This window comes from Arthrobacter vasquezii (genome assembly GCF_029455255.1).
GTDB classification, from domain to species: Bacteria; Actinomycetota; Actinomycetes; order Actinomycetales; family Micrococcaceae; genus Arthrobacter_D; species Arthrobacter_D parietis.
In genome coordinates, this window is the sequence record NZ_JAROKN010000009.1 from 53,297 (window position 1) to 70,074 (window position 16,778).

17 protein-coding genes and 1 other RNA gene are annotated in these 16,778 nt (G+C 62.3%); 1 reads left to right on the top strand and 17 read right to left on the bottom strand.

Features of this window, described 5'->3' with window-relative positions; all coding sequences use genetic code 11:
- Positions 1–2: 2 nt before the first annotated feature.
- Positions 3–2,162 (bottom strand): alpha-galactosidase, encoded by a 2,160-nt coding sequence (locus P4U43_RS06010; RefSeq protein ID WP_277357901.1) that lies wholly within the window; start codon positions 2,160–2,162, stop codon positions 3–5.
- Between the two features lie 130 nt (positions 2,163–2,292).
- Between P4U43_RS06010 and P4U43_RS06015 the strand changes: the two genes are divergently transcribed.
- On the top strand, positions 2,293–3,432 hold the full coding sequence (locus P4U43_RS06015; RefSeq protein ID WP_277357902.1) for an ROK family transcriptional regulator: 1,140 nt from the start codon (positions 2,293–2,295) through the stop codon (positions 3,430–3,432).
- Between the two features lies 1 nt (position 3,433).
- Here P4U43_RS06015 and P4U43_RS06020 read toward each other — a convergent pair whose 3' ends face one another.
- The 16 genes from P4U43_RS06020 to P4U43_RS06095 form a co-directional block, all read right to left on the bottom strand.
- Positions 3,434–3,658, bottom strand: coding sequence for a hypothetical protein (locus tag P4U43_RS06020; RefSeq protein ID WP_277357903.1), 225 nt, complete (start codon positions 3,656–3,658; stop codon positions 3,434–3,436).
- Positions 3,659–3,705: 47 nt separating this feature from the next.
- On the bottom strand, positions 3,706–5,937 hold the full coding sequence (locus P4U43_RS06025; protein ID WP_277357904.1) for a S8 family serine peptidase: 2,232 nt from the start codon (positions 5,935–5,937) through the stop codon (positions 3,706–3,708).
- Positions 5,938–6,055: 118 nt separating this feature from the next.
- Positions 6,056–6,423: a transfer-messenger RNA gene (ssrA, locus tag P4U43_RS06030) on the bottom strand.
- A 118-nt stretch (positions 6,424–6,541) separates the two neighbouring features.
- Complete coding sequence (locus P4U43_RS06035) at positions 6,542–6,913, bottom strand: hypothetical protein (RefSeq protein WP_277357905.1); 372 nt, start codon at positions 6,911–6,913, stop codon at positions 6,542–6,544.
- On the bottom strand, positions 6,910–7,383 hold the full coding sequence (smpB, locus tag P4U43_RS06040) for an SsrA-binding protein SmpB (RefSeq protein WP_277357906.1): 474 nt from the start codon (positions 7,381–7,383) through the stop codon (positions 6,910–6,912). Before smpB ends, P4U43_RS06035 begins: the two co-directional genes overlap by 4 nt.
- A gap of 128 nt (positions 7,384–7,511) precedes the next feature.
- Entirely contained in the window at positions 7,512–9,047 is a 1,536-nt protein-coding gene (locus P4U43_RS06045; RefSeq protein ID WP_277357907.1) for a M23 family metallopeptidase, read from the bottom strand.
- Between the two features lie 28 nt (positions 9,048–9,075).
- Positions 9,076–9,987: a permease-like cell division protein FtsX gene (gene ftsX / locus P4U43_RS06050; RefSeq protein ID WP_277357908.1), complete on the bottom strand. Its 912-nt coding sequence runs from the start codon at positions 9,985–9,987 to the stop codon at positions 9,076–9,078.
- Complete coding sequence (gene ftsE / locus P4U43_RS06055) at positions 9,984–10,694, bottom strand: cell division ATP-binding protein FtsE (RefSeq protein ID WP_277357909.1); 711 nt, start codon at positions 10,692–10,694, stop codon at positions 9,984–9,986. The genes ftsX and ftsE overlap by 4 nt, the downstream gene beginning before the upstream one ends.
- A gap of 162 nt (positions 10,695–10,856) precedes the next feature.
- A complete protein-coding gene (prfB, locus tag P4U43_RS06060; protein ID WP_277357910.1) occupies positions 10,857–11,972 on the bottom strand; it encodes a peptide chain release factor 2 in 1,116 nt (371 codons plus the stop codon).
- A 37-nt stretch (positions 11,973–12,009) separates the two neighbouring features.
- A complete protein-coding gene (locus tag P4U43_RS06065; RefSeq protein WP_277357911.1) occupies positions 12,010–12,474 on the bottom strand; it encodes a pilus assembly protein TadG-related protein in 465 nt (154 codons plus the stop codon).
- On the bottom strand, positions 12,471–12,926 hold the full coding sequence (locus P4U43_RS06070; RefSeq protein WP_277357912.1) for a hypothetical protein: 456 nt from the start codon (positions 12,924–12,926) through the stop codon (positions 12,471–12,473). Before P4U43_RS06070 ends, P4U43_RS06065 begins: the two co-directional genes overlap by 4 nt.
- Positions 12,907–13,296 carry a TadE/TadG family type IV pilus assembly protein gene (locus tag P4U43_RS06075; protein ID WP_277357930.1) on the bottom strand — a complete coding sequence of 130 codons (390 nt, stop codon included), beginning with the start codon at positions 13,294–13,296 and terminating at the stop codon, positions 12,907–12,909. The genes P4U43_RS06070 and P4U43_RS06075 overlap by 20 nt, the downstream gene beginning before the upstream one ends.
- A 25-nt stretch (positions 13,297–13,321) precedes the next feature.
- Positions 13,322–13,540, bottom strand: coding sequence for a hypothetical protein (locus tag P4U43_RS06080; protein WP_277357913.1), 219 nt, complete (start codon positions 13,538–13,540; stop codon positions 13,322–13,324).
- 23 nt (positions 13,541–13,563) lie between these two features.
- The gene (locus tag P4U43_RS06085) at positions 13,564–14,493 is read right to left on the bottom strand and encodes a type II secretion system F family protein (protein WP_277357914.1); all 930 of its coding nucleotides are present in this window, start codon (positions 14,491–14,493) and stop codon (positions 13,564–13,566) included.
- Positions 14,493–15,350, bottom strand: coding sequence for a type II secretion system F family protein (locus P4U43_RS06090; RefSeq protein ID WP_277357915.1), 858 nt, complete (start codon positions 15,348–15,350; stop codon positions 14,493–14,495). The genes P4U43_RS06085 and P4U43_RS06090 overlap by 1 nt, the downstream gene beginning before the upstream one ends.
- Positions 15,347–16,570, bottom strand: a complete 1,224-nt coding sequence (locus tag P4U43_RS06095) for a CpaF family protein (protein ID WP_277357916.1) — start codon at positions 16,568–16,570, stop codon at positions 15,347–15,349. The genes P4U43_RS06090 and P4U43_RS06095 overlap by 4 nt, the downstream gene beginning before the upstream one ends.
- Positions 16,571–16,778: the final 208 nt, after the last annotated feature.

The window sequence follows — 16,778 nt, forward strand, 5'->3', positions numbered from 1 at the left end:
CCTTAGGATGTGTGGTGTCGCTCTGGTGTCTGTGCCCGGACTTCGATGAGAACGGACTGTTCGGGGAAAAGTACCGGCGCCTGGACGCCGAGTGCGCCCAGAAGCCGGCCGCTCATGGCAAGGGGTGCGCCATTTCGGGCGGCTTCGACCCAGGCAAGGCCGGATTGGCCCTGGTCCTCGTAGTCGAAAGCAGCCGGTGTGATGCTGTAGGTCGTCATGGGATCAAGGCCGGGAAAGGTGATTCGGCCGGGTGGGTAGGATGCGCTTGAGCCCGTGAGCGAGTAGCCGTACAGGGCGCTTCGTTTGTCGCTCGCAACAACGCCGCGCAGGTCCATTGACGGGTCCGGGAGATCCGCGTGCACGGTCGTCCCGGCGTGGAGCACATCCCGCCAGCGTTTGTGGAGGTCAATCCAGGAACCGAGCCGGCCAAGTTCTTCGGCCGTGAGGTTGGAGATGTCCCACTCCACGCCGAAGTGGCCGAAGATCGCCGTAGCAGAGCGGAATGAGAGGCTGTGTGTGCGTCCGGTTGAATGGGATCGGGGACCGCCCACGTGCATGCCCATCAGCTCCGGCGGAACCAGGAGCCCGGTGTATTTCTGGTTGACCAGCCGTTCGATGGGGTCGATGCAGTCGCTCGTCCAGATGCGATCGGTGTGACGCAGGATCCCCATGTCCACGCGTGCGCCGCCTGAGGCGCAGGACTCGATCTCCAACCTTGGGTGGCGTTCCTTCAGCTCGGCCATGAGTCGATAGACGGCCTCCACATTGGAATGGACGACGGCGGCACCGCTCGTCGCGTCGGCGGCTTCCAGCAGGTCGCGGTTATGGTCCCACTTGATATAGGCGATGTCGTTGGTTCTGAGCACATCATCGATACAGGTCAGGATGTAGTCGTACGCCTCCGGGATCGCCAGGTTGAGCACCTGCTGCTGGCGGGCGGCGACCGGCAGTCGGCCCGGCGTCTGGATGATCCATTCCGGGTGATTGCGGGCAAGCTGGGAGTCCGGGTTCACCATCTCCGGTTCGAACCAGAGCCCGAACTCCATGCCCAGGGAGCGCACGTGATCGATCAGCGGGGCCAGGCCATCCGGCCAGATGGTCTCGTCGACGAACCAGTCCCCCAGACCCGCGGTGTCATCGCGGCGTCCGCTGAACCAGCCGTCGTCGAGCACATAGCGTTCGATGCCCGCCTGGGCAGCCCTGTCTGCAAGTGCCTTCAGAGTGGGAAGGTTGTGATCGAAGTAAACGGCTTCCCAGGTATTGAGCGTGACCGGCCGCGGCCGGTCGGGGTGTTCCGGCCGGCTGCGGAACTCGGTGTGGAAGCGGGATGCAAGTTCATTGAGCCCATCGCCCCAGGAACCGAATGCATCCGGGGCCGCATAGGTGGCACCGGGAGCCAACGACATCTCCTGGGGCAGCAGGAGCTCACCGCACGCGAGGAATCGATCACCGGACGGCGTCTGCTCCACAATGTACTGGTGGTTCCCGCTCCAGGCCGTATGCACGGCATGCACGCGCCCGCGTTCGAAACCAAATGCTCTCTCCCCCGCTGCAACGAGCAGGGTTGCGTCTGCGCCGGGGCGGCCGCGCCTGCTCTCGCGGTGATAAGAGCCGGTGGTGAGGTTGTGGCGCTGGGGCGATCGTTCGCGCAGATGGCGCCCGGTGTGGTCGAGGACTTCCTGCGCACTGTCGGGAAGGGGAAAAAAGGCGAGGAGGGAACGCACCTCATACTCCTCCGTTCCAGTGTTTGTCACGGCAAGCCGCTGGCGGAGAAGCCCTGCTTCCGTGAGGGTGAGCTGTATTTTCAGGGCGAGGCCGGCGTCGTCGTCGTTCGCGGTGATGGTGAGTTCGTTTTGGCCTGCGGTCAGGTCTGTCACCTGGAAGGCAGGGGTCAGGAATCCGCTGCCGCGTTGTCCGGTGAACCCAGGGGTGCCCTGCCAGCCGTAAGACTCCTGGGGAATCAGCGTGAGACGGGCAGGGGAGTCAATACTTCCGGATACCCGCTGCGGAACGGAGGCCGAGGCAAGCGCCGCCAGCTCGGCAGCAGGGCATTCACCGAGCGCCGGCCCCCAGTACAGGATGGACGGCAGCCCGGCGGTGGAGGTGTCGACGACGACGCTGGTGCCGCCGCGGGCGAGATGGAGGGGACGTGATGAATGCATGCAATAATTTTTATCGTAGAACTAAGTAAGTGTCAATCATCACATTGCGCCGCAAATCTGCGTGTGACAGATCCAGAAACAACGATTATATTTTCGTTATGGAAACTAATCTCCGGTGAAAGGTACGCTCATGAACGTGGTCGCGTCCCTCTCTCCTGACAGCCCCTCCCGTCTGCTTGCCAGGGAGGTCCTGATCGGCGGTCCGCTGTCCCGCGGCGAATTGTCACGGCGTCTTGGCCTCTCTGTGGCGAGCCTGACCCGCCTGAGTAAGCCGTTGATCGAAGCCGGGATCCTGCAGGAGGGCCGCGAAGTAATCGAGGGCGGAGTCGGCCGTCCCACCAGGCCACTTGAGGTGCCCGGCGGCACGCACCGGTTCATCGGCATCAAACTCACCGGTACCGCCGCTTCCGGCGTGGCAACGGACCTGCGGTGCCAGACAGTTGCCACTGCCGAGAAACCGCTTGTCAGCCACGCTGTCTCCGACGTCCTTGAAGCGATCATCTCCGTGGTCGGTAGGCTGAACGACGGCCAGGCGGTGGACGGCATTGGGATCAGCATCGGCGGCAAGGTCAGCGACGACGGCACGGTCCTGCGGGCACCCTTTCTGCAGTGGCGCGATGTACCGCTCGGTTCCCTGCTTCAGGAGCGAACCGGCATTCCGGTCACGGTGGAGAACGACGTCGTTGCCCTCACCGTGGGTGAGCAATGGTTCGGGGCGGGCCGGGGCGTCAGCAACTTCGCGGTGCTTACGGTGGGGGCGGGCGTGGGCTACGGCCTGGTGATCAATGACCGGGTCATTGCCCCCGTGGATGCCGGGCTGGGCCTCGTGGGGCATTACCCCGTAGACTCCGCCGGCCCACTGTGCAGGGAGGGTCACCGTGGATGCGCTGGGGCTGTGCTCACCATGGCGGCCATCAGTGGCCAGGTGCGAATGGCCACCGAAGAGGAATGCACCTACGAGGAGGTCCTGCAACGGGCGCGAAGCGGCGAAAGGCTCGCCTCGCTGGTGGTGAAGAACGCAGGCGCTGCCCTCGGTGTGCTCATTGCTGCGGTAGCCAACCTCACCATGGTGAATTTGGTGATCCTGTCCGGCGAGGGCGCGGCTCTCGCCGATATTGCAGCCGAGGAGATCAGGGCGTCAGTCCACGAACACCGGGACCCCGAGGCAGCGCCGGTGCACCTGACACGTGAACCGACCGACTTCGGCCAGTGGGCTCGAGGCGCCGCAGCGGTGGCAATCCAGAGCTCGATCCTGGGCCCGAGACGCTGACCTAGCGCCCCTCGTTTCGTCTGGTGAGGCCTACGATGAGGCAGATCAGTCCGGTTGCCAACGGCAGCAGCGTGTATAGCGTGTGCGTTCCACCGACGTAGCTCATGATGAAGATGTAAATAAATGTCGCGATGACTAGCACCAGACCCACCGCGATCAGCGCACGGCCACGGTGCGGAGGCGGAAGCGGGGGCAGCCACGACGGGCGGCCGTTCACCGAACTCATGTGTTCAGTGTACGTTCGCGGGTCCTTGAGGTGGTTCGTGTGCCGAATCAGCGGAATAGGTTGTAGTCGCTCCAGCCGGATCCGACAATCGATCGGGCCGCCCAGCGGCCGGCGGCGAAGGGATAGTAGGCGAGCCGCCCGTCGGTGAACCGGGTCAGCAGGCCCTGCCGCCCGGACTGGCCGAACCCGGCGAGAGAGCCCATGGAGTCGGCACTCTGCCAGCCCGTGCCGATCGTCCTGCGGGATTCCGGCAAGAACTGACCTGTCCCGTTGGAACGGTACTGAATGAGCTTTCCGTCAGCCTTCTTCGCGAGGATGTCCATGCGGGAGTCGCCGTCGAAATCAGTCATGGTCAGGTAAAGACCATTCCAACCGGTACCGATGCGCGTCCGCGGGCTGAGCACGCTGCCTGACGGGTTCGGGTAGTGCCACAGTGCGCCCTGCGAATCGTAGGCAACGATGCCCGGATACCGATCTCCGGAGCGCCACTTGCCGACCGTCACAAAGTAGCTGCCCCAGCCGTTGCCGATGGTCTGCGCCGGCTGGAAGCCTCCGCTGGTTATTCCGGCATAGTGCGTCAGCCGCCCATCCTTCCACTGCGCAACCAGGTCAAGCACCCCGTCCTGGTTCCAATCAGTGACGAAGCCATTCTTCAGCGCGGACCACCCGCTGCCGATCCTTGCCCGCTGGGCGAATCCACCCTTTCCGTTCGATGGATAGTTCCAGAGTGTGCCCGCAGCATCAGCAGCGACGACATCGGCAGTACCACGGATAGACGGCGGGAAACCTGCCGCCCACCAGACGGCCGCGTTGGCGTCGACGGTACCGGTGCCGCAGCCGTTGGCGCAGGGGCGGGTCAGCGGCCGGGTGGAATCAGCGAGGATTCGTTCGATGTCTTCCGGGCTCAACGCCGGGTTGACCGAAAGCATGAGCGCTGCGACGCCGGCAACATGCGGTGCAGCCATGGACGTTCCCTGCATGTACCCGTAGGCCTCCGCCACCGGTGCTGTCCTTCCGCTGTTCATGGTGGAGAGGATATTTTCAGCTCCGGTGCTGCCGTCTCCGCCTGGCGCACTGACGTCCACCTCCGGGCCGAAGTTGCTGTAACTGGCGTGGTTGCCGGCTCGGCTGGTAGCACCAACGGTGATTACGTTGTTGCAGTTCGCCGGCATCACGTTGGCTGCGGGCTGGGTTTCATTGCCCGCAGCTGCGATGATGACGGACCCCTGTTGTACTGCGAAGTCGATGGCGTGCTGCAGATATGGACTGCAAACTTCCTCTGCTCCCAGGCTCATATTAATGACCCTGGCGGGGTTGTGGTTCGCCGGAAGCGTGTGGAAGATTCCGTTCTCGGTCCAGGCGACCGTGCCGCCCGCCGCCCACCTGATGGCGTCAGCGGTGTCGCTGAGGAGCCCACCACAAGCTCCCATCACACGCAGAGGAAGGAGTTTGGCCCTATAGGCGACCCCGGCCATTCCCTTGCCGTTGTTGCCCAGTGCGGCCGCAATACCCGCCACGTGCGTGCCGTGCCACGATGATTCGGTCGACTGCGCGCCAGGTTCCGGGTCCAGGCACGCATCACCTGGATCGCTAGGATCGGCATCACGGCCGTTGCCGTCAACAGCGATCACGGGATCAGCAACGAAGTCATAGCCGGGAAGCACGTTGCCATCCAAATCAGAGTGGCCGGTGATTCCCGTGTCCAGGATTGCGATTGTCTGACCAGCACCCGTTGACCGGTCCCACGCAGCCGGGACACGAAGGCCTGCCGGCTCCGCGAACAGGTTCCACTGGTCCCTGAAGCCGGGATCGTTGACCCCGGCGAGCGGACGCATGAGCACATCCTCCTGGGCATGCACAATGCCTGGCAGTTCGTTAAGTGCCGCGACAACGCCGTCCGCAGCCACGGTTGAAACTTCACCGTCGGCTTTGACCACCACGGCGCCGTCCGCCGTCTCCCGGAGTTCCCTGACGGACAGGCCGAGATCCTTCGCCAGGCGACCAAACGCGTTCCCCTTGGCGCCTTGCACCGCAGCGGGACCGTCCTCGAAGGTGATGATGAAGCGCCCGGTGGATTCCGCTGCCCCGGAGCCTGCCGTAGCGGGGGCCGCCACGACCTCATCGGGGAGGACCTTCGCCGGGATAGGCGAAGCTCCGGCCGGCGGCGCGACCAGCAGGGAACACGCGATGGCCGTCGTCATCGCGGCGGGAAGAAGAGTGCGGGAGCCGGAGCGCAGGAAAGGCATATGGATCCAGGCGGTTGTGAAGCGGGACGGCATGAGGTCAAACGTACAGAAACACGCCGCCTGCCGTGACGAACCTGTGGATATCTTTCCGATCAGCCGGACTGAATGCTGCGGAAGACAGAGAAAAAGCCCCGGCGAACCGGGGCTTAGTCAGTGGAGATGGCGGGAATTGAACCCGCGTCCGATGCAGTGTAGTCAGGGCTTCTCCGGGCGCAGTTTGCGTCGGTTTTTCTCAGCTCCAGCCATCATGCAAACAAGTGGCTGCCAAGCTCAGTTGCATAAGAGTCCCCTTGGTTCCTGCAACGAAAACCAAGAGCAGTGGCCCTCTAAATGACGCCAGGATCCGGGTCGAGAGCATACCCGGGCTGACGGACTAGCTCGGCTGCTTAGGCAGCGAGAGCGAAGTCAGTGCGCTTTTGTTCGGCACTTATTGTTTTACAGAGAGCGTTTACGAGATAACTCTGTATCCTCGGCCCGCTTCACCTGTCGCGACTAACATCGTCGAAACCTGTCATCCCCATGTTCAATTTTCAAGCAGCGATTTCACTCGCTGTCTCCCCGAATTGCTCCGGTATACCTAGTCTAACGCAACCACTTCCCGAATCATTCCGGAAGTCCCGAAAACCGGCAGCGGATGCTAGAACCTGATTCCAAGGATGACGATCTGCGCCTGCCACAGCATCAGGACAACGAAGGAAACGGCCACGAACGCCAACCCCAGAGCCGCCAGCGCCGTCGTCGCTGCCTGCTTGCGACGGAAGCTCCACCAAAATACGGCCATGTTGAGCAGGATCAGGATCGGAGAGATCCACACGAGGATCTGTGCAAAATACACGTAAATCAGGAAGAAGAACGGAATCAGCGACAGGAACCCAGCGGGAACTACGGCGAACAGCAACAGCAGGTTCACGATGGCTCCGACCGTCACCCACCAGGGGCGCTTGTACTTGAGCTCGGACTCTTCCTCGGCCTCGTCGGGTTCCTGGGCATCCCAGAAGACATCGCTCATGCCCCAAGGTTCCGTTCCCGCATGGCGCGCTGCGCTTCGCGGCTGTCCTGCTGCTCACGCAGCGTCTGGCGCTTGTCATACTCCCGCTTACCGCGAGCAATACCGATCTCCACCTTCGCGCGTCCGTTGAGGAAGTACAGCTGCAAAGGGACGATGGTGTATCCGCTCTCGCGGATCTTGTGGGAGATCTTTGTGAGCTCTTCGCGGTGCAGAAGGAGCTTACGACGCCGGCGTGCAGCATGGTTGGTCCAGCTGCCCTGCGTGTATTCGGGGATGTGGATTCCCTCGAGCCAGAGCTCGTCATTGTAGAAGATGGCGAACCCGTCAACCAGGGACGCCCGGCCGGCCCTGAGTGACTTCACCTCGGTACCTTGGAGGGCAATTCCTGCTTCATAGGTGTCCAGCACCTGGTAGTCGTGCCGGGCCTTCCGATTGGTGGCCACTACCTGACGGCCACTTTCCTTGGGCACGGTTCAACTCCTTCAATAGTGCGGTGCGCTTCAAGACTGAAGGCGAACAACGCGTCCTAGTCTACGGCGTTGGGCCGGACCTGCGCTGTGCGCGTCCACAGCGCAGGTCCGTTCGCCGTATCCAAGTGCTAGAGCAGGCCCATCGGGTCAACCAGACTGCCGTTGAGCACGGTCTCGAAGTGCAAATGGCAGCCGTTCGAGTTGCCGGTGGTACCCGTGTAACCGATCAGCTGTCCGGCGCTCACACGCTGTCCCGGGCCCACGAGGTAGCTCGCCAAGTGGTAGAAGTTGGTAGCCAGCGCGTTGCCTCCGACCACGCCGTGGTTGAGCACAATCCGGTTGCCGGCACCCGGAAGGGCGTTGGAATCCGCGTACCAGACTTCGCCGGCCGCCGGGGCATACAGCGGGGTTCCGCAGTTCACCCCGTAGTCAATTCCGGTGTGGGTGTAGCCGCCGGAGCCATTGAAATCGATGGTGCCCAACGGAGTTGGACGCCATCCGTAGCCGGAGGTGATCGGGCCGCTCACGGGAGAGCGCAGCCCGAAAGCCGACGGGCTGGACGCCGGCGGCGGAACGATTACGGGCGCAACCGGCTTCGGGACTATCGGGGCAGGTACGACGACGGGAGGCGGTTTCGGGCGATTGGCGGCTGCCGCTGCTTCCGCTGCACGCCTGTTTGCCTCCGCTGCCTCTGCTGCCGCGCGGCGGTTGGCCTCCGCTGCCGCCGCTGCGCGTCGCTCATTCTCGATTCGTGCCCGCTCCTCGGCCTCGGCCTTGAGCCTGGCCTCTTCCCGCTTGCGGGCTTCTTCGATCAGCCTGCGTTGGCGTTCCGCTATGTCGACCACGACCTGCTGGTGCGCCTCTTCGACTTCGGCGAGCTTTGCCTCGATCACCGGCTTCTGCTTCTGCAGCTTCTCGGACAGCGTTGACGTGTCGGAGATGAGTTTGTCGACCTTTGCCTTCTCGGCAGCGGCTTCATCCCTGGCAACCTGTTCCGCCGCGAGTGCAGCCTCGGCCTTCGCCTTCAGGTCAACGATCTCCTCTTCAACCGCGACCAGCCGCGCCTGCGAGTTCACGTTGGTGGCGTTTTGCTGCGCCATGCGCTCGAGGGCGGAATTCTGGTTACGGAGTGCCTGCTCCACGAGCTCCATGGATGCGAAGCCATCAGAACCGTTGCTCCCAAGCATCAGCGAGAGGCCAGTCGGCACTCCCCCGCTCTTGTACGCCTGCGTCGCGATCTGGCCAATCACCTTCCGGGTTTCAGCCATCTCGGCTTCGTCCTGCTTCAGCTGTTCGGTGAGCTTGTTCTTGGTTTCCTGCGCCAGCTGCACCCGCTGCGCGAGGGCGTTGACCTCGCTCGTTGCAGCTTCAACGCGACCCTGCGCATCCGCAAGCGACTGCTGCGCACCCGGGAGCTGACCCTGGTACACCTTCAGCTGGGCGATGGTTTCAGTGATGTCCTCGTCGAGGTACTCGATCGACTGCTGAACTTCAGCGATCTGCTCCTCGAGGGCGGACTTGCGGTCCTCGAGCTGATCAGCGTGGACGGGACCGCTCAACGTCAACGTCAGACCGGCCACGGCGGCCAGCGACAGAGCAGTCAGCGTCTTGAACGCCGGTGGGCGGGGAATCCAACGAAGCGAACATAAGTTCACGCTGCGCATACAGTCTCATTTCTCACAAGAACCTACCCTAAACCTTCAAGTAGCGTCTGAGGGTTAGGAGCGATGAAGCGCCTGCCAGCAATGCACCCAGGAGGAACAGTGCAGGAACCACGAGCAGAAGCTCCTGGGTGGAGATGAAGCCCATCTGCGGATACTCCCGGGACAGCCATTCCCCGCCGTAGCGCAGAACAGCCCAGAGCGTCCCCGAAGCGATGGCAGCTCCCAGAATGGCGGCGATGACTCCCTCAAGAACGAAGGGGAGCTGGATGATCGCCTTACTTGCGCCGACCAGACGCATGATGCCCGTCTCCCGTCTTCGGCTGAACGCCGAGAGACGAATTGTGGTTGCAACCAGCAGGATGGCACCAACGCTCATCACTACGGCAATACCCAAGGCGACGAGCGAGGCGATATTGATGTAGCCGAAGATCTCCTCGAGATACTCGCGCTGGTCGCTAACGATATCCACCCCTGGTTCAGAGGAGAAAGCCTCGCTGATGACCTCGTACTTTTCCGGGTCGACGAGACCAACGCGGAAGGACTCCGGAAGCTGATCGGCCGTCACGGCCTCCACGATCGGCGAGTTTGCGAGCTGTTCACGGAAGTGGACCAGTGCCTGATCCTGCGACTCGTACTCCACTGTGTCCACATAACTGCTCAGTTCGGGCGAGTTCAGCTTCGCTTCAATGGCACTGCGTTGCTCATCAGTAACGGGGCCCGATGCGCAGCTCTCCGAGGTGGAGTTCTCAACGCAGAGAAACACGGCCACCTGCACGCGGTCATACCAGTACCCCTTCATCTGGTTGATCTGCAGCTGCAGCAGCCCCGCCGCGCCCACGAAGGTGAGCGAGATGAAAGTAACGAGCACCACCGAAACCACCATCACGAGGTTTCGTCGCATCCCTGAAGCGATCTCCCCAAGTACGAATGCGAACCTCATCCGGCAGCCGCCGTCGTCGTCGTTTCTCCGATGTAGATGCCCTGCGCATCGTCGCGGACCACGGAGCCGTCCCGAAGCTCAACCACGCGCTTGCGCATCGTGTTCACGATGTCGTCGTCGTGGGTTGCCATCACTACCGTGGTGCCGTTCTGGTTGATCTTGTCGAGCACCTTCATGATGCCCATAGAGGTGGTCGGGTCCAGGTTCCCGGTGGGCTCATCCGCAAGCAAAATCCCGGGCTTGTTCACGATCGCACGGGCAATGGCCACACGCTGCTGCTCGCCGCCGGAAAGTTCATGCGGCATGCGGTTGTTCTTGCCTTCGAGGCCCACCGTCTTCAGCACTTCCGGGACGGTTTCGCGGATCACGGCCCGGCTCTTCCCGATGACCTGCATTGCAAAAGCCACGTTGGCGAAGACGGATTTGTTGGGCAGCAGCCGGAAATCCTGAAAGACGACGCCGATACCGCGTCTCAGCCGCGGAACGCGCCAGCTCGGGATATTGGCGACGTTCTGCCCGGCCACATACACAGCGCCGCGTGTTGCCCTGTCTTCTTTGAGCACCAGGCGGATGAACGTCGACTTACCGGAGCCGGATGCGCCAACCAGAAAAACGAACTCGTCACGGTCGACATCAAGGCTGACACTGTCCAGTGCCGGCTTCGATTTCTGGTCGTAGACCTTGGTAACTTGCTCGAATCTGATCATGACTACTCTGCGCCCACATAACACTGCCGGTACATGGGCATGGGTGGGGAAAGGGAGACCGGCCTTCTCGACTATAGGCAGCAGTTCCGCGCTGCGGCAGGCACCATCACGGTGTGTCGCGGATCCATAACGGGCGGCATCGTGCCGAACAGCGCCGCCGGCTCACTCTCCGCTGTTGCGGTTGTTGGCGCGCCAGCGAATTCCCGCGTCGATGAAGTCATCGATCTCGCCGTCGAACACTGCGGACGTATTGCCCACCTCATGCTCGGTGCGCAGGTCCTTCACCATCTGGTATGGATTCAGCACGTAAGAACGCATCTGGTCTCCCCAGGACGCCTTGACGTCACCGGCATGCGCCTTCTTCTCTGCATCTTCCTGCTCCTTCTTGAGCAGGAGAAGCCGGGACTGAAGAACCCTCAGTGCCGCCGCGCGGTTCTGGATCTGCGACTTCTCGTTCTGCATGGAGACGACGGTGCCCGTGGGAATGTGCGTCAGCCGAACTGCCGAGTCTGTGGTGTTGACCGATTGGCCGCCGGGGCCGGATGACCGGAAGACGTCAACGCGGATTTCGTTGTCAGGAATGTCAATGGAGTCAGTCTGCTCGATCAGCGGAATCACCTCGACCGCCGCAAAGGAGGTCTGGCGCCGGCCCTGATTGTCGAAGGGGCTGATACGCACCAGGCGGTGGGTACCTGCTTCGACGGACAGGGTGCCGAACGCGTACGGGGCCTTGACCTCGAAGGTAGCTGACTTGAGGCCCGCTTCTTCGGCGTAGGACGTGTCGAGCACCTGAGTCGGGTAACCGCGGCGTTCCGCCCAGCGGAGATACAGGCGCAGGAGCATTTCCGCAAAATCTGCGGCATCCACTCCTCCGGCGCCCGAGCGGATGGTGACGACGGCTTCGCGTTCGTCCCACTCCCCCGCGAGAAGTGTGACGACTTCGAGGTCATCCAGCGCCTTGCTCAGGGACGTTAGCTCCTTCACGGCCTCGACGCGAGACTCTTCGTCGTCCTCATCCTGCGCCAGTTCGACGAGGACTTCGAGGTCATCAATGCGCGCGGTCAGCTTGGCCAAGCGGTCGAGTTCGGTCTGCTTGTGGGACAGCCTGGAGGTTATTTGCTGTGCGGCGGCAGGATCATCCCACAGGTTGGGTTCGCCGGCCTGCTCGCTGAGTTCGGCGATTTCCGTCCGGATCGCCTCGACGTCCGTCACTGCCACGATGGAGTCGTATTTTGCACGAAGGGCGCGGATCTCCGCGGAAAAATCAATAGCTGCCATGGTGTTTCAAGACTACGTCATGGTCCTGCGGTCGGAGTTAACGGGTCAGGTCCGCTCGCGCATCAGCCGTCGCGGCAATAGGGATGCCGGCTGGAACCAGAAAGTTCACGATCGGCGGATGAACGACGGCGGTCAGAACCACCCGAGCGGTTTGCGAATCCGGTGCTCCTGTCGCAGGGTCCAGGTTCAGGTTATTGAACCGCGCCGGCGCGCCCGACCGCTCGAGGTAGGCGGCCGCTGCCCGCGAGACCGAGTCGCTCTCAAGTTCCGGTACTGGTTCCCCGGCGCCTGAATCTATGGAGGCGACCGAGAAGGTATCGGCTGCGCTCAATGCCGCTCCGTCCGCTACCGATAGCAGCTTCTTGTGCTCGATGTAGACGGCGGAAACCGCCGTGACAACCGCAACCACCAGGAGCGAAAGCAAAATGTACCCGATAATCAGAACAGTGATTTGCCCCTGTTCGTCATCATCCTTATCCACGTTTCGGTCCGGGGGCATCATCCGAAACGCTCCACGAGCTGGGTTGCGCTTGAATCGACCGTGGCTGCTGACGTGTTGAGGCCGGGCATCGTGGGGATCAGCGGCAGCGGAACCCTCAGATCGACGGCGACGGTGACGCTCGACCCGGGCTCCAGGCAGGTGCCTGCGCAGGTAATCGTCACCGCTGCGTCTTCGGGTGCGAATCCGAAATCGTTGATGGTGAACTCCACAGCCTGTTCAGCGCGGGCATAAGCCTCCTCTGGGCTATCCGAGTCAACGAAAACCTTGGCTGCCTGGTCGGCAGCGCCAACGACGGCGAATGACGCCCCCTGCACTGAGCCCACAGTCAGCACGAGGTAGACAACGGGCACCAGCAAGAGCAGACCAAGGAAGGTGAATTCGAGAACTGCGCTGCCGTCGTCGTCGTTGTCTTGCCAAGCTGCGCGGACGCGCTCAGGAAGGAAGCGCAGCATGTCCGTTGACCTCCATGGTTCCGGACGGACCAATCAGCCCGATCACGGGAATCGGAGCGCGAACCGTGACCTGAAGGACGGCAGAGCCGCCCCGATTGACCCGGCTCACCGACACGTCCTGTGCGTAGGCGCTGTTGATCGCATCGGCGATGAGTGAAGTTGTGCGCGCTGCTGCATCCGCTGGTGAGCGATCGGCGAGAGTGCCGTAGCGAGCACCGGAAGACGCTGCGTCGATCAGGGTGTTCCGCACGTGGAGTACCAGCGTGAGCTGAACGATCGCGATGAAGATGATCGTCAGCAGGCCGCCGATGAGAGCGAAGTCGACCGTTGCGGCGCCCCGTTCATTCGGGTGCCGGTGCCGGTTGTCCATGCGCGAGGAGAGGAGAGTCACCGCGTTATGGACTGACGCGGTTGATCGCCTCGTTGAACAGTCCCTCCAGCGCCGGCGATGCAATAGCCAGAAGTGCGGCCACCAGGACGGCTGACATCAGCGTGATCATCACCCACCCAGGCACGTCACCGCGCTCGGGGTGGTCCGCAGTGTGCGTGAGGTGCCCACGGATTCGGAGGAGGGTCGTCGTGAACAGAAAGCGTGCGATGAGGCGGTTACGCATGCTGGTTCCTTTCTTTGAGGTGATTAGAGTCCAAGGTTGATCAGGGCAATACCCGGGTAGACGGCAAACAGAACGGTGAGCGGCAAGACGCCAAATACGAGGGGCACCATCATGGCGATCTCTTTGCGTCCGGCGGATTCCATGAGTTCGCGCTTTGAGAGGTCCCTGACGTCCTGAGCCTGGGCCCGAAGTACATCGGCGAGCGGTGTTCCCCTCTCAACAGCTACGCTGATGCCGTCAACGAACCGTACGAGCGGCGCCAGTTGGGTGCGGTTGGAGAAGTTCTGAAGGGACTGCATCAAGGGCGTTCCGGCTCGGGTTTCGGCAAGAACGCGTGCGAATTCTTTGGTCAGCTCACCGTGGCCTGTCCTGCAGATACGTTCCAGTGCGCCGGTAGCGCTCTCGCCCGCGCTGACGGCGAGGGCCATCAACTCTGCGAGGCTTGGGAATTCTGCGAGGATGCGGCTTTCCCGCTTCCTTATCTGTGCGCCGAGCAGGTAATCGCGCAGGAGATAGCCGCCGGCGGCACTGCCGAACACGATGAGGATCGCGAGCATTACGTTGAAACTGCCGGAGGCCGCCAAAGTGAGAAGGATTGTTGTCGACGCGGCAAGCCCGATGCTCCCCCAGATGATTTGCTCGGCACGAAAGTCGAGGACGGATTGTGAGCGGCCCGCCTGCTCCAGCCTTCTCGCGAGAACGGACGACGCCGGGCTGAACCTGTTGAGCCAGGTGACGGCGTCCCGCGCCACTGGCCGGATGATTCGTTCCAGCGGTCCAAAGGGGGTAACCGTTTGGGCATGCAGAAGTCTTGAGCTCACGTCTACAGATTTGAGTTGGGGAGCGATGCGCTCAACGAACCGCGGCTGACGCATGATTGGCAGTCGAACGAATATCAGCCAGAGCCCGGATCCCAGGCATGCGCCCACGAGTGCCGCCAGTGCAAACTCCATCAGCTCAGCACCCGCTCGTCATCAGGCAAGGCGCCGATCCGCAGCATGATCCAGTAGCAGAACGCCGAAACCAGCAGTCCTCCGATGAGCACTACCGCGCCACCCGCTGTGTTGTACGCCGCGACGGCTTCAGGCCGGGTCGAGAGTAGGGCCAACACAATCCATGGTGCTGCCACGGCTAGCCGGGCAGCGTTGACGGTCCAGGATTGGCGCGCCTCAAGCTCGCTTCGGGTTCTTGCGCTGTCACGCAGGAATTCCGCGAGGGTGCCCAGCAGCCTGCCCAGATCGGTGCCGCCGACCTCGCGGGTGAGGCGCAATGCCTCCACGATGCGGTCGGCCACAGGATCGGCCAGCCGGTCCTTCAGGCGATCGAGGGATTGATCGAATTGCCCGCCGGATCGATAATCGCCCGCAAACTCGCGGAAAGCCGACCGGAGTTCCTCCGGCCCCTTTACGCCCAACTGCATCAGCGCTTCCGGCAGGGACAGGCCCGCACGGATAGCGGAACGAAGATGGTCCACGACATCCGGCCACAGCTCCCGCAGTGAAGCTGTGCGCTTCCGCGCGCGCCAACGAACCAGCATGAGCGGCGACAACCCACCGAAGATCGCGAAGCAGGCCGCTATGGCCGGCGTACCCGTAAAGACGAAGACAAAGAGGAACACGAAGAGGGCGGCAATCCCGCTGGCTGCCAGCAGACCGCTGGCTGATACCCGCACGACGCCGGCTCGCAGAAGCAGTTCCTCCACCTTGCCGGCACCACGCCGGGCCTTTGCAGGCCGCGGTGGGACCGCCCAGGTCGACCACCAAATCAGCAACAGTCCGGCTCCGAGTGCCACACCGACTGCAACGGTCATGATGGGCTCAGGAGGGAGGCGACAGTGTAGCCGGCGGCCGCGAACTTCTCCTCAGCGGGCATGTTCGAAGCGGTGGCATGCAGCTCACCATCGGTTCGTTTGAACAAGGTCGAGGTCTCGATCACGCCGTTCTCGACGCGGCGCCCCAGTGCAACGATCTCCGCCACCCGCCGCTGCCCTGATCCCTCGCGAACGCAGTGCACCACCAGATCGATGCAGGAGGCAACGGTCGGCACCACGAACGCGCTGGAAATGTTTGCGCCCGCCAACAAAGGCAGCGTACAAATCTTGGTCACTGCGTCATGCGCACTGTTGGCATGCACGCTGCACATTCCAGGAAGCCCCGAATTCAGAGCGATGAGCATGTCGAGACTCTCAGCTTCCCGGACCTCACCGACAATGAGGCGATCTGGACGCATGCGAAGTGCTTCCTTCACGAGGCGTCGAAGCGGTATCTCGCCATGGCCCTCAAGGTTGGGCTGCCGGCACTGCAACCCCACGACGTCACGCAAGGGAAACTGAAGCTCGAAGATTTCCTCGACAGTCACGACCCGTTCGCGTGAGCCGATACTTGCTCCAAGGCAATTGAGCAGTGTGGTCTTGCCGGCCTGCGTTGCGCCGGAAACGAGTATATTCAGTCCACTGGCCACAGCGGCGTTGAGGAACTTCGCGGCCTGTGGCGTCAGTGACCCCAGTTCGACCAGATGCTCAAGGCGCGTCGCACGAGAGATGAACTTCCGGATGTTGACTGCCCAGTGGCGTCGGGTGACGTCCGGTATCACGACGTGCAGCCTGGATCCGTCCGGCAGGGAGGCGTCGACGAATGGCGAAGAGAGGTCCAGCCTGCGACCGGACGATTTGAGCATCTTCTCGACGAGGTCGCGGACCTGCTGCTCGGTGAGAGTCAGCGAGGTGAGTTCAGATTCTCCTGCGCGCGCGACGTAAATTTCCGAGGGAGAGTTGATCCAGATTTCTTCGATGGCTGGATCGTCGAGCAGCGGCTGTAACGCGCCGTAGCCTGCCACAGCGTCGAAAACATGGCGCCTGGCCTGCTCCAGATGCCCAAGCGGAGGCAGCGGACCGACGAGCGACCGTTCGTCGTAGTCATTGACTGCCGCTTCGACAAGCCGCCGCACCTCCGGACCCTGCAAAGACGGATCAAGACCACGACGACGGATGAGTTCTCTTACCTCATCCTCAACAATGCGCACTGCATCCATAGTTTTCCCCAAGGATTCGGCATGCAGGAGGGAGACGCACGCCGGAGACTGTCAGACTGGTAATGCACGATCAAAGGTTTGTTTCCCTGCCTCAAAGCGTAGGCCACGGCGAAACAACTTACCTAGCCCGATGAAGCGACCTGTGGACAACCATGCTTCAAGTCGTCACATCTGTCCCTCTGGTCACATAAGTAACACGCAGGTACCC

What these genes read in the sequence shown, in the direction of transcription:
- P4U43_RS06010 (WP_277357901.1), bottom strand. Translation starts at nt 2,162, where the DNA reads ATGCATTCATCACGTCCCCTCCATCTCGCCCGCGGCGGCACCAGCGTC.
- P4U43_RS06015 (WP_277357902.1), top strand. Translation starts at nt 2,293, where the DNA reads ATGAACGTGGTCGCGTCCCTCTCTCCTGACAGCCCCTCCCGTCTGCTT.
- P4U43_RS06020 (WP_277357903.1), bottom strand. Translation starts at nt 3,658, where the DNA reads ATGAGTTCGGTGAACGGCCGCCCGTCGTGGCTGCCCCCGCTTCCGCCT.
- P4U43_RS06025 (WP_277357904.1), bottom strand. Translation starts at nt 5,937, where the DNA reads ATGCCGTCCCGCTTCACAACCGCCTGGATCCATATGCCTTTCCTGCGC.
- P4U43_RS06035 (WP_277357905.1), bottom strand. Translation starts at nt 6,913, where the DNA reads ATGAGCGATGTCTTCTGGGATGCCCAGGAACCCGACGAGGCCGAGGAA.
- P4U43_RS06045 (WP_277357907.1), bottom strand. Translation starts at nt 9,047, where the DNA reads ATGCGCAGCGTGAACTTATGTTCGCTTCGTTGGATTCCCCGCCCACCG.
- ftsX (WP_277357908.1), bottom strand. Translation starts at nt 9,987, where the DNA reads ATGAGGTTCGCATTCGTACTTGGGGAGATCGCTTCAGGGATGCGACGA.
- ftsE (WP_277357909.1), bottom strand. Translation starts at nt 10,694, where the DNA reads ATGATCAGATTCGAGCAAGTTACCAAGGTCTACGACCAGAAATCGAAG.
- prfB (WP_277357910.1), bottom strand. Translation starts at nt 11,972, where the DNA reads ATGGCAGCTATTGATTTTTCCGCGGAGATCCGCGCCCTTCGTGCAAAA.
- P4U43_RS06065 (WP_277357911.1), bottom strand. Translation starts at nt 12,474, where the DNA reads ATGATGCCCCCGGACCGAAACGTGGATAAGGATGATGACGAACAGGGG.
- P4U43_RS06070 (WP_277357912.1), bottom strand. Translation starts at nt 12,926, where the DNA reads ATGCTGCGCTTCCTTCCTGAGCGCGTCCGCGCAGCTTGGCAAGACAAC.
- P4U43_RS06075 (WP_277357930.1), bottom strand. Translation starts at nt 13,296, where the DNA reads ATGGACAACCGGCACCGGCACCCGAATGAACGGGGCGCCGCAACGGTC.
- P4U43_RS06080 (WP_277357913.1), bottom strand. Translation starts at nt 13,540, where the DNA reads ATGCGTAACCGCCTCATCGCACGCTTTCTGTTCACGACGACCCTCCTC.
- P4U43_RS06085 (WP_277357914.1), bottom strand. Translation starts at nt 14,493, where the DNA reads ATGGAGTTTGCACTGGCGGCACTCGTGGGCGCATGCCTGGGATCCGGG.
- P4U43_RS06090 (WP_277357915.1), bottom strand. Translation starts at nt 15,350, where the DNA reads ATGACCGTTGCAGTCGGTGTGGCACTCGGAGCCGGACTGTTGCTGATT.
- P4U43_RS06095 (WP_277357916.1), bottom strand. Translation starts at nt 16,570, where the DNA reads ATGGATGCAGTGCGCATTGTTGAGGATGAGGTAAGAGAACTCATCCGT.